The organism is Acidimicrobiales bacterium (assembly GCA_036399815.1).
Classification (GTDB): domain Bacteria; phylum Actinomycetota; class Acidimicrobiia; order Acidimicrobiales; family DASWMK01; genus DASWMK01.
Genome location: DASWMK010000003.1, coordinates 1 through 11,527, shown reverse-complemented (window position 1 = coordinate 11,527; position 11,527 = coordinate 1). Strand labels below are relative to the sequence as shown.

Here is an 11,527-nt window from a genome sequence, read left to right as displayed (position 1 = left end):
CCCGGCCGGCGGTGCCGGCCCGGGCCGCCGCCGGTACCGTGACCTGCTGCCCATGGACCGCCTCGCCGAGCTCGACCACGCCATCGCCGCGCTGGAGGCCCAGCGCGGCGTGCTCGGCGACGCCGTCGTCGACACCGCCCTCCAGCCCCTGCTCGAGCGGCGGGCCGAGGAGCTGGCCCGGTCGGCCGGCGAGCAGCGCAAGCTCGTCACCGTCCTGTTCTCCGACCTCATGGGGTTCACCTCGATGTCGGAGGCGATGGACGCGGAGGACGTGCGCGCCGCCCTCGACGTGTACTTCGCGAGGTGGCGGGAGGCGATCGAGGCGCGCGGTGGGGTCGTCGAGAAGTACATCGGCGACGCCGTGATGGCGGTCTTCGGCCTGCACCGGGCCGAGGAGGACGACGCCGAGCGGGCCATCCGCGCCGCGCTCGCCATGCGGGACGAGCTCGACGGCGTCAACGCCGTGCTCGGCCCGGAGTACGGCATCGAGCTCGCCATGCGGGTCGGCATCGACACGGGCGACGTCGTCGTGTCGACCCTGGACGACCGGCGCGGGCAGGACTTCGTCGTCGTCGGCGACATCGTCAACCGGGCCAGCCGCATCCAGTCGGCCGCCCCCCGCAACGGCGTCCTGATCTCCCACGACACCTACCGTCACGTGCGCGGCGTGTTCCGCCTGGAGCGGGTCGAGCCGCTGCGGCTGAAGGGCGTGCGCGACCCGGTCGGCGCGTTCCTCGTCGTCGGCGCCAGGACGCGCACGTTCCGGGTCGGTTCCCGCGGGGTCGAGGGGCTGGAGACGCGCACGGTCGGCCGCGACCTCGAGCTGCGCCGCCTCCAGGACCTGTTCTGGGAGGCGCTGGAGGACCGGCGCTGGCGGCTGGTCACCGCAGTGGGCGAGGCCGGCGTCGGCAAGTCCCGGCTGCTCTACGACTTCGAGAACTGGGTGGACGTGCTGCCCGAGGCGGCCAGGTACTTCACCGGCCGGGCCGTCCCCGCCACCCGCAACCACCCGAACGGCCTGCTCCGCGACGTGCTCGCCTTCCGCTTCGAGATCCAGGACAGCGACCCGCCCGACACGGTGTGGTCGAAGCTGGAGCGGGGGCTCGCCGAGGTGTTCGGCACCGACGTGGCCGGGCGGGCCCAGTCCCGGCTCGTGGCCCGCTGGCTCGGGTTCGAGATCGGCGACACGGTCGCCGGCGACGAGGAGCGCGACGCCGAGGGCGTGCGCGACCGGGCCGCCGCCCACCTCGCCGAGTACTTCCGCAGCCTGGCCGAGCAGACGCCGGTCGTCATGCTGCTGGAGGACCTCCACTGGGCCGAAGACACGTCCCTCGACTGGCTCGACCGCCTGGCGCCGGCGGTTGCCGACCGGCCGATGCTGGTCGTCGCCACCGCCCGCCCGAGCCTGTTCGAGCACCGGCCGCACTGGGGCGAGGGCCTCGAGTACCACACCCGGCTGCACCTGGAGCCGCTGACCCGGCGGGAGAGCCGCCACCTGCTCGCCGAGATCCTCCAGCGGGCCGAGCACGTGCCCGACGAGCTCGAGGAGCTGGTCGTCACCGCCGCCGAGGGCAACCCGTTCTACATCGAGGAGCTGGTGAAGTGGCTCGTCGAGGAGGGCGTGATCGACACCGGCGGGCCGGCCTGGGTGGTCCACGAGGACCGGCTGCGCGAGGTGCGGGTGCCGCCGACCCTGAAGGGCGTCCTCCAGGCCCGCCTCGACGCCCTCGCCACCGAGGAGCGGGTCCTGCTCCAGCGGGCGGCGGTCATCGGGCGGGTGTTCTGGGACGACGCCGTCGAGCACCTGGCCGAGGCCAGGCCGGCGGTCGCCGTCGAGGGCTCGCCCCAGGACGTGCTCGACCGGCTGCGCCGCCGCGAGGTGATCTACCAGCGGGAGCGGTCGTCGTTCGAGCGCACCTCGGAGTTCGTGTTCAAGCACGCCCTGCTCCGCGACGTCACCTACGACAGCGTGCTGCGGGCCCAGCGCCGGGCCTACCACGCCGCCGCGGCGCGGTGGCTGGAGGACGTCACCGAGCGCCGCCGCCGGGCCGACGAGTACGCGGCCGCCATCGCCGAGCACTACGAGCAGGCCGGGGAGGACGGGCTGGCCGCCCGCTGGTACGTGCGGGCCGGCAGCCAGGCGGCCAGGCGCTACGCCAACGGCGAGGCCGCCCGCCTCCTCGACCGGGCCGTCGAGCTGGCGCCGGAGGACGACCCCGCGCTGCGCTTCGACGCCCTCCACGCCAGGGAGGGCGTGCTCGACCGCATCGGCGAGCGGGCCGCCCAGCAGCGCGACGTCGACGAGATGATCGCCCTCGCCCCCCGGCTCGACCCCGGCCGCCAGGCCCGGCTGCTCGTCGCCCGCAGCAAGCTGGCCTTCTTCCACAGCGCCTACGACCAGCAGTCCGAGCTGGCCGGCCAGGCCGTCGAGCTGGCCCGCCGGTCGGGCTCGCTGGAGCTCGAGGGCCTCGCCCACCTGTGGTGGGGCAAGGGGCTGACCTGGCAGGGCGACCACGAGCAGGCCCGCCGCCGGCTGGAGGACGCGCTGGAGCGGACGAGGGCGGCCGGCGACGCCCTGCGCACCGGCGAGACGCTGCGCTACCTGGCCATCGTCGCCGGCAACGTCAGCGAGTTCCGGAAGGCGCTCGACCTGCTGGAGCAGGCCCGGGACGTCCACCGCGGCGTCGAGGACCTGCACGGCGAGATGCAGACGGTCGCCCAGATGGCGACCGCCTTCTACAACATGGGGGACTTCGCCTCGGCCCGGCGCTGCCTGGAGCAGGCGCTGCCCGTGTTCCGGCTGATGGGCTACCGCTACGCCGACGCCCTGGCCACGAGCAACCTCGCCATCATCGCCTTCGGCCAGGGGCACTTCGGCGAGGCGCAGCGCCTGCTGGAGGAGAGCGTCCGCCTGAGCGAGGACCTGGCCGACCGCGAGGGGCTGGCGACCTCGCTCGAGATGCTCGGCGACCTGGCCCGCTCGATCGGCGACCTCGACCTGGCCAGGGAGCGGCTGGGCCGGGCGCTGGAGCTGGCGCCGCCGACCGAGTTCCCGTACCTCGCGAGCGACGGACTGCTCCTGCTCTCCCTCGTCACCCTGGACGGCGACGACCCGGCCGGCGCGCTCGACCTCGCCGACCAGGCGCTCGACGCGGCGCGGCGGGCGGTGTCGCCGATGGCCGAGGCGAGGGCCGAGATCGGGCGCGGGTACGCGCTGCTCGCCGCCGGGTCGGCGGCCGAGGCGGGCGCCGCCTTCGCCAGGGCGGCCGACGTGCTGGAGGAGATCGGCCTGGCCAAGACCCGCTACGAGGCGCTGGCCGGGCAGGCCGCCGCCGCGCTGGCGGCGGGCGCCGCCCAGGAGGCCGTCGGGCTGGTGGAGCCGGTGCTCGACCACCTCGGCCCCGACGACCTGGAGGGGACGGTCAGGCCCGGCGAGGTCGTGCGCACGTGCTGGCGGGCGCTGTCCGCCGCCGCCGACCCGCGGGCCGACGGCGTCCGCAAGGCGGCCGGGGCGTTCCTCGACGAGATGGCGGCCCGCATCGACGACGACGGCCTCCGCGAGGCGTACCTGCACCGCGTCCCGGTCAACCGGGCGCTCGCCGGGCTCGCCGCCGGCGACGACGGGTGAACCTCGTCGGCCACGTCCACGTCGCCCTGGCGCGGGGCGCGGGCGACCCCGAGGTGTGGCTCGGGGCCATGGTCCCCGACCTCGCCCACGAGGCCGGCGCGAGCGTCGGCGACCTCGACCGGTGGTCGCCGGCCGCGGCCGAGGGCGTCCGCTGGCACCGGGCCACCGACGCCGCCTTCCACGCCGCCCCGCCGTTCCTCGCCGGCGTCCGCCGCCTGCGGGAGGACCTGCGGGCCGCCGGCCTGGGCACCGGCCCGGCCAGGGCCGTCGCCCACGCCGGGTGGGAGCTGCTGCTCGACGGCGCCCTCGTCGGCCATCGGCCGACCGTCGACGCCTACCTCGCCGCCCTCGACGTGCCCGCCGCCCGCTTCGGCGCCGGCCTCCCCGAGGGCGAGCGGGCCAGGTGGTCCTCGGCGCTCGTGCGGCGCCGCGCCGCCGGCCCGCCCGTGCTCTACGCCGACGCCGGCCGGGTCGCCGCGCTCCTCCAGCGCATCCTGGCCCGCCGCCGGGCGCTGGCCTTCGCCGCCGCCGAGGTCGACGGCGTGGCCGCCGTCCTCGCCAGCCACCAGCCGTCGGTCGAGGCCGCCGCCGCCGACGTCGTCACCGCCGCCGGCTCCTGGTGAGCCGAGGCGCCGCGGCCGCCCGTGGGCGCGACGGCGGGTGGGGCACCGGTCCGCCGGCCGGCACCCCACCCGCTCGACACCGCTAGGGCTGGTTGGCCCCGCAGCCCGGGAGCTGGAACACGCCGATGCGGGTGTGCCAGCGCACGTTCGAGGACCGCGGGTAGTACTCGTTGACGTACCAGAAGGTGCAGTCGTCGGTCGGGTCCACGTTGAGCGACGTGTAGTCGCCCCAGCGGGTGGCCCCGAGCTGGGCCCCGCCGCCGTTGACGATCACGCCCTCGCCCTGGGTCATCCGGTTGAGCACGTCACCGGCGAGGCGGCCCGTGTAGCGGATGCCCGGGTAGATGAACTCGCTCGACACGCTGTAGCCGAGGGCCAGGTTCCCGAACTTGTCCTGGGCGGCCGACCCCATCCAGCGGCTGATGCCGTCGTCGGGGGAGTAGGTGCCCTGCTGGTACACGACGGGGTTGTGGCCAGGGCTGCGGATCTCGTACCAGCGCACGCCGGCGATCGTCGTCCGCGTCTCGACCGACTGGTTGGTGACGAGCGCCTCGTGGTCGCCGAAGTTCCGGTAGGCGAGGCGCCAGGTCGGCCGCTGGCGGTACGACAGCACGTCGATGCGCTGGTCGGTGCCCCGCTGGCGGATGCAGGCCCTCGCCGTCTCCGGCGTGTGGCGGCAGGAGAAGTTCGAGTCGAACTCCTTCACCGGCAGCTGGGCCGTCCGCTCGAACCGCGACGTCGGCGGGGTGGTCCAGTCGACCTCGAACTCCCACATGTTGATGGCGTCGAACGGGGCGCCGTACGGGCCCTGGTCGTCCTGGGTGCCGACGAAGAAGTTCGGGCTGTCGGTCGGCGGCAGCCGGTCGCCGTCGAGGTCCGAGGGCAGCAGGCCGTCGCCCGGCAGGTACGGCTTGTCGGCCGGCTCGACCACGTAGCTCACGTAGCGGGCGGCCGGGTCGCCGGCCAGCATGGCGTCCCGCTCGAGGGCGTAGGCGCCCACGCCGGCGAAGGAGTCGTCCGGCGCGAACTCACGGGTCGACACGAAGTAGGCGTCGGGCCAGACCCCGTACTTCGGGTAGTCGGGGAAGTTCGGCCCGGTCGAGAAGGCGTACCGGTAGTACGAGCCGGTCGGGTCGGGCGTCGTCGAGATGGCGACGCAGTTGTAGAACGTCGGCCCGGCGGTCGTGAACTGGGTCAGGATCCAGCGGTCGGCCAGCTGGTCGTGCAGCACGACCGGGTCGCCCGAGCGGGAACGGCAGTCGCTCACGCCGAAGCCGGCCCACAGGGTGCCGAGCCGCAGGGGGCCGAGCAGCATGTTGCCGGCCTTGTCCCACACGCCCCACACCAGGTTGACCATCTCGACGTAGTGGTTCGGGCCGACGTCGCCGATCGGGTCGGGCGGGACGACCCGGGCGTCGTTGTCGTCGTTGCCCAGGCCCTCGAACGTGAGGATCGGGTCGTTGATGGCCCTCGTCCCCACGCCGGCGGTGCGCTGGAGGGCGCCGTCACCGGTGAACGACGTGCTGGTCGGGGCCGGCCCCCGCTCGGCGACCACGCTCGTCGGGCCGCTCTGCGCCGACGGGTCGGCGGCGAGCGAGCGCATCGTGGGCGACACGTCGAACGCCACGGCGGTGCCGTAGCGCGGCGCGGAAATGGCGTCCCCGGCGAACGCCGGTGTCGATGCGGCCGGCGCGCTGCTGCGCTCGGCCGCCGCCCCGGCCTGGGGGAGGACCACCACCCCGACGACGAGCGACGTCAACAGCACCCAGGACCGCCAGGTCCTCCTTCGTCGGACCATGTCCGTCCCCCTTCAGAGAGCGTGCGGGTCTGCCTCACCCGGCCCGTGGGGCGCCCCGTGTCTACACCTTCGACCCGCCGCCCGTCGCCGGGAGCCGGGCCCGGCGAGGCACCGGGCCGGCGAAAAGCCCCGCGCCCCCGCCGCACGTACTCCCGGCATGACGCGAAGGGTCGCCAGGAGTTGGGTCGTGCTCACCGCGGTGGCGCTCGTGGGCGTCGCCGCGCCGGCCCGGGCGAGCGGGCCGGCCGGCGGGACCACCGAGCGGGTCAGCGTGGCGAGCGACGGCCGCCAGGGCGACCGCATCAGCGGCCGGTTCACCGCGCCCGACGTCAGCTCCGACGGCCGGGTGGTGGCCTTCGACAGCGAGGCCAACGACCTCGTGCCCGGGGACACGAACGGCGAGGTCGACGTGTTCGCCCACGACCGCGTCACCGACCGCACCGAGCTGGTCAGCGTGAGCAGCACCGGGGCGCTCGGCGACGGGTTCTCGGACTGGCCGTCGGTGGACGCCACCGGCGACCTCGTCGCCTTCCACTCCGCGGCGGACAACCTCGCGCCGGGCGACGGCAACCACGGCCTCGACGTGTTCGTCCGGGACCGGACGGCCGAGCGGACGGAGCGGATCAGCGTCAGCCGCAACGGCCGGGACACCAACGGCCCGAGCTACTTCCCCGACATCACGCCGAACGGCCGCTGGGTGGCCTTCGTGTCCGACGCCATGAACCTCGTGCTCGGCGACACCAACCACGTCACCGACGCGTTCGTGCGCGACCGGCTGGCCGGCACGACCGAGCGGGTGAGCCTGGCCGACGACGGCGCGGAGGGGAGCTCGTCGACCACCGGCGTGGCCATCAGCGCCAACGGCCGGTGGGTGGCGCTCAGCTCGTTCGCCCCGAACCTCGTGCCCGGCGACACCAACGACGCCTTCGACGTGTTCCTCCGCGACCGGGTCACCGGCACGACCGTGCTGGTGAGCGAGTCGGTCACCGGGGGGCCGGCCGACGGGCCCAGCTCCGGCGTCGTGATCAGCGACGACGGCCGCTACGTGGCCTTCCACTCGGACGCCACCAACCTCGTCCCCGACGACACCAACGGCGCGACGGACGTGTTCGTGCGGGACGTGGCCACCGGGGTGACCGAGCGGGTCAGCGTGGCCGACGACGAGGACCAGGCCGACGGGCCGAGCGCGATCAGCGTGCACGGCGGGTCGTCCCGGCCCGACATCAGCGCCGACGGCCGGTACGTCACGTTCGACTCGTCGGCCCGCAACCTGGTGCGCGGCGACACCAACGACGCCATCGACTCGTTCCGCAGGGACCGCCTGGCCGGCACGACGGTCCGGGTGAGCGTGAGCGACGTCGAGGAGCAGGCCGACGGGGCCAGCTCCGACACCGCCGTCGACGCCAGCGGCCTCGTCGTCGCCTTCATCTCCCTCGCCCCGAACCTCGTCCGCCGGGACACGAACCGCTGCCCCGGCTTCTCCGTCCCGGGGACCTGTCCCGACGTGTTCGTGCGGGACGACCGCCCCGCCTGACCGGGCGGCCGCGCCGGGACGAGCAGCGCCGCGTCGCCCCGGTCAACCGGGGCCGGGCGGGCGGAGGCGCCAGGTCCGGTACGCGCCCCGCTCCTCGGCGAACCCGGCGGCCGTGTGCAGGCGCCGGGACGGCAGGTTCTCGTCGTCGACCAGCGCGCGCGCCCGTCGCGCCGGGCCGGCCCCGGCGAGCATCGTGGTGAGCAGCCAGCGGCCGATGCCCCGGCCGCGCTCGGCCGGGTCGACGCCGACGTCCATCACCCACACGTCGTCGCCGTCGACCGACCCGAGCACGTAGCCGACCGGCCGGGCCCCGGCCGTCGCCACGAGCCACAGCCGCGGCGCCGGCATGGCCACCCGGTCGCCGGCCAGCCGGGCGAGCACGTCGGCGCCGGCGAGGCGGTCGAGCGCGTCGACCCGGTCGGCGGTCGTCCGGTGGACGGTGGTGACGAGCGCCTCGACGGCGAGGCGGTCGGCCCCCCGGAGGCCGTCGAGCGGGGCGACGGCCAGCCCGGGGTACGGCGGGCCGGGCGCGCCCGCGACCGGGAGGCCGCGGGTCAGGAGGTGGGCGACCGCCACCTCGGCGAACCCGTGCCGCCGCAGCGCGGCGAGCCACTCGGACAGGTGGGCGACGTCGTCGGCCGGTTTCGTCTCCACGGTCGCCGAGCCCGCCGCCGCGGCGGTGGACACGACCCAGCCGGCGAAGGCGTCGAAGGCGGCGGCCCGGGTCGCCCCGTCGAGCCCGGGTCGCAGGCGCGGGGCCCACGTCGTGGCCGTGGGTCGACCCAGGGCCCCGCCCGGGTCGAGCCGCACCCACCCGGTCCCGACCTCGTCGCCGTCGGCCATGAGCACGACCGGAACGGGGGCGCCGTCGGGCCGGACCGCCCCCGACCGGCGGGCCGCGACCGCGACCGTCGTCACGCGGGGAGGCCGGCGCCCGCCACGAGCGCGTCCGTCGCGGCGCGCACGTCGGCCGGGTCGATGCCGACGTCGGCGGCCAGCGGGGCCACGAGGGCGGCGAGCGTGCCGGTGTCGCCGGCGGCCACGTCGGGGAGGAGGCGGTACCACGCCGCGCCGAGGGCGCCGACCTGCCCGTCGTCCAGGTGGCGGGCGAGCAGGCGCCGCGCGTTCACGCCCCTCCACGCGATCGACAGGCTGAGCGACGGCGTGTCGCCGAGGGTCACGCCCTCGTGGGGCCACAGCGCGGGCACGTGGAGCGCGTCGCCGGGCGCCAGCTCGACGGTGAGGTGGGGCGGGTCGGCGGACCGCAGCAACGGCGGCACGCCGTCGGCCGAGGGTCGGCCGAGGACGAGGAGGTGGTGGTCGTCGGGCACGGTCGACGGCGGCCACGCCGACCATCGCCGGGCGCCGGCGAGCTGGACGATGAAGCCGTCCTCGTGGCCGGTGTGGAACCCGATGCCGCTGCCCGGGTCCGACAGGGTGGCGACGGTCCCGTCGAGCCGCCACGGGAGGTCGACGGGCAGGAGGTCGCGCAGCCGGCGGACGCCCTCGTCCACGGCGTCGACCCGGTTCAGCAGGAGCGTCACCGGCCGGCCCCGGTCACGGAGCGCCGCCCCCCGGTCGACCAGCTCGCCGACGGGCACGCGGGCGGCGCCCGCCCCGCCCGGGTGCTCGTCGCCGGCGAGCCGGTACAGGCGGGCGACGGCCGGTGGCCGGCACCAGCCGGCGAAGGCGGCGGCCGGGTCGGTCGGGCGGCGGTCGGGTGGGACGACGCCCCGCAGGACGACCGGGTGGCGCCGCCACCAGGCGGGCAGCGACGGCGACTGGAGCGCCGGGTCGGGCAGCAGGGTCACGGCCGCCTCACGGCGCGTCGCGGAGGGCCTCCTCCGCGGCGGCCTGGAGCTCGAGGTGGGCGGGCACGCCGAGGGCCGGGCCGAGCTCGTCGAGGGTCGCGCCCTCGGCGAGCGGGCCGGCGTGGCCGAGCGCGGCGTCGAGCAGGCGGTAGGGGAGGTGCCGGAGTCGCACGGCGAGGACCGAGGCCCGCTGGCGCGCCGCCGCCTCGTCGCCGGTGACGGCGGCCGGTGACGCCGCCCACGCCATGGCCCGGCGCACGAGCCGCCTGGACGTGTGCTCGTGGCGGCCGAGGTACTCGTGCACGACGCGGCGCACGCCGGCGACGGCCGGGTCGTCGTAGGCGATGGGCACGAGGCGGTGCGGCGGCAGGCGTACGCCGTGGCGGGCCTCGTACGCGTCCCTGGCCGGCGTGCCCGGGTAGAGCCGCAGGTCGGAGAACACGCAGTCGGCCGGGAACGTCCCCACGAGGTCGGTGCGCCGGAGGAACCGCCAGTTGGCCTCCAGGTCGGCCAGCGTCATCTCCGGCTCGAACATGATGAAGTCGAGCCCCACGGCGATCCGTTGCGCGGCGAGGAGGGCCAGCGCCCGCTCGTTCATCTCGACCGTCGTCCACTTGTTGAAGCGCTCGAGGCTGGCGTCGTTGCCCGCCTCGATGCCGATCTCGAGGAACGCGCAGCCGAGCGCGGCCAGCCGCGGGAGCACGTCGGCATGCCGGACGACGTGGTCGGCGGTCGCCGTCCCCGACCACGTGATCGACGGGTCGAGGGCGTGGATGGCCTCGGCCAGCTCGACGGTGCGGCGGCTCCGCACGAACAGGTTGGCGTCCTGGAACACGACGTGGCCGAAGGGCTCGTCCTCGTAGCGCTCGCGCAGCTCGGCCATGAGGGACGGCACCGAGCGGGCCCGCCACCGCGGGCTCATGACGACGATCGAGCAGAACGAGCACCGCTTCGGGCACCCGCGGCTGCTCACGACGGCGACGGTCCGCACGGTGCGGCCCGTGCGCGGCTGGGTGAAGCTGAGGTACGGCGACGACGCGAGCACGTCGACGACGGGATGGAGCAGGCGGTCCTGGTCGAGCACGTCGTCGGGCCCGGCGCAGGCGTCGCCCGGGCCGTAGGCGACGCCCGGCACGTCGGGCCGGTCGACCCCGTCGGCCCAGGCGTCGACCAGCGACCCGAACGGCAGCTCGCCCTCGTTACGGACGACGGCGTCCACCTGGGGGAAGTCGCGGAGGACCTCCCGCCACATGATCGACGCGTGGTAGCCGCCGAGGACGATCCGCGTCGCCGGCGAGGCGGCGAGGACGGCGTCGACGATCGCCATCGTGGCGAGGAACGTCTCGGTGTACGTGGTCAGGCCGACGACGTCGTACCCGCCGAGCAGGCCGGCCGCCGCGAGGTCCGCCGGCGTCGGGTCCACGGCGACGGCGAGGTCGTGGACGTCCACGTGGTGGCCGCGGGCCCTGGCCTCGCTGGCCAGGTACCCGAGCCCGAGCGGGACCGTGAGGCGGGAGTCGTCCGCCGAGGTCGGGTCGGGCGGGTTCACGAGGGCGATCCGGGACCTCGGGTGCGGCGGGTTGGCCGGCGTCCGGCGCGACGCGGCCGGAGCGTCCGGTCCGCGCAGGGCGACCGGCGTGGCGCTCACCCCGGCTCCTCCACGAGGAGGCCGCGGTCGGTGAGCTGCTCGACGAACCGCCCGACCGACGCGCGGGCCTCGTCCACGCCCCGTTCCCAGGCGACGGCGAGGGCCGATGCCGCCGCGTCGAGGTCGCCGCCCTCGTCGGCGAGGCGCAGCCAGGTCTCCGAGCCGCGCCGGTTCAGCCGGGCGACCCGACCGTCCGGCGGGACGAGGTACACGACGCCCTGCTCGACCACGACCTCGAGGTCCGGCGGCGGCCCGACCCTCACGACGCGACGGCCTCGGGCACGGCGCCGGCCAGCCGGCGGGCGTCGGCCAGCAGCGCCTCGGTGCGCGCGGTCGTGGCGAGGGCGTCGAGCACCTCGCCGGGGTCGGCGGTCGCGAGGGTGCCGGGGTCGCAGGCGAGGAGCTCCTCGACGAGGCGGTACGGGAGGTGCCGGAGCCGGACGGACAGCGAGCGCCCGCGCTGGGCGTCGGCCGGCGGGGTCGTG

The 11,527-nt window shown here is 76.1% G+C and carries 9 protein-coding genes; 3 read left to right on the top strand and 6 right to left on the bottom strand.

The genetic code is table 11. The annotated features are described in order from the left end of the window. The first annotated feature begins 52 nt into the window (after nucleotides 1–52). Both VGB14_00125 and VGB14_00120 read left to right on the top strand, forming a co-directional pair. Nucleotides 53–3,628: an adenylate/guanylate cyclase domain-containing protein gene (locus VGB14_00125; protein ID HEX9991309.1), complete on the top strand. Its 3,576-nt coding sequence runs from the start codon at nucleotides 53–55 to the stop codon at nucleotides 3,626–3,628. Then, on the top strand, nucleotides 3,625–4,251 hold the full coding sequence (locus tag VGB14_00120) for a hypothetical protein (protein ID HEX9991308.1): 627 nt from the start codon (nucleotides 3,625–3,627) through the stop codon (nucleotides 4,249–4,251). The genes VGB14_00125 and VGB14_00120 overlap by 4 nt, the downstream gene beginning before the upstream one ends. An 82-nt stretch (nucleotides 4,252–4,333) precedes the next feature. Here the strand turns inward: VGB14_00120 and VGB14_00115 are convergent, their stop codons facing one another. Continuing rightward, nucleotides 4,334–6,049, bottom strand: coding sequence for a hypothetical protein (locus VGB14_00115; protein ID HEX9991307.1), 1,716 nt, complete (start codon nucleotides 6,047–6,049; stop codon nucleotides 4,334–4,336). Between the two features lie 187 nt (nucleotides 6,050–6,236). Here VGB14_00115 and VGB14_00110 point away from each other — a divergent pair, with 187 nt between their 5' ends. Further along, the gene (locus VGB14_00110) at nucleotides 6,237–7,583 is read left to right on the top strand and encodes a hypothetical protein (protein HEX9991306.1); all 1,347 of its coding nucleotides are present in this window, start codon (nucleotides 6,237–6,239) and stop codon (nucleotides 7,581–7,583) included. 42 nt (nucleotides 7,584–7,625) lie between these two features. Here the strand turns inward: VGB14_00110 and VGB14_00105 are convergent, their stop codons facing one another. The 5 genes from VGB14_00105 to VGB14_00085 all read right to left on the bottom strand — a co-directional run. Further along, nucleotides 7,626–8,501, bottom strand: a complete 876-nt coding sequence (locus tag VGB14_00105) for a GNAT family N-acetyltransferase (GenBank protein HEX9991305.1) — start codon at nucleotides 8,499–8,501, stop codon at nucleotides 7,626–7,628. After that, a complete protein-coding gene (locus VGB14_00100) occupies nucleotides 8,498–9,394 on the bottom strand; it encodes a cupin domain-containing protein (GenBank protein HEX9991304.1) in 897 nt (298 codons plus the stop codon). The genes VGB14_00105 and VGB14_00100 overlap by 4 nt, the downstream gene beginning before the upstream one ends. A gap of 7 nt (nucleotides 9,395–9,401) precedes the next feature. Beyond that, nucleotides 9,402–11,042 (bottom strand): radical SAM protein, encoded by a 1,641-nt coding sequence (locus tag VGB14_00095; GenBank protein HEX9991303.1) that lies wholly within the window; start codon nucleotides 11,040–11,042, stop codon nucleotides 9,402–9,404. Further along, the gene (locus VGB14_00090; GenBank protein HEX9991302.1) at nucleotides 11,039–11,305 is read right to left on the bottom strand and encodes a PqqD family peptide modification chaperone; all 267 of its coding nucleotides are present in this window, start codon (nucleotides 11,303–11,305) and stop codon (nucleotides 11,039–11,041) included. The genes VGB14_00095 and VGB14_00090 overlap by 4 nt, the downstream gene beginning before the upstream one ends. Then, nucleotides 11,302–11,527, bottom strand: a 226-nt coding sequence (locus tag VGB14_00085) for a hypothetical protein (GenBank protein HEX9991301.1), incomplete at its 5' end; no start/stop codon positions are given. The genes VGB14_00085 and VGB14_00090, both read right to left, overlap by 4 nt.

What these genes read in the sequence shown, in the direction of transcription:
- VGB14_00125 (HEX9991309.1), top strand. Translation starts at nt 53, where the DNA reads ATGGACCGCCTCGCCGAGCTCGACCACGCCATCGCCGCGCTGGAGGCC.
- VGB14_00115 (HEX9991307.1), bottom strand. Translation starts at nt 6,049, where the DNA reads ATGGTCCGACGAAGGAGGACCTGGCGGTCCTGGGTGCTGTTGACGTCG.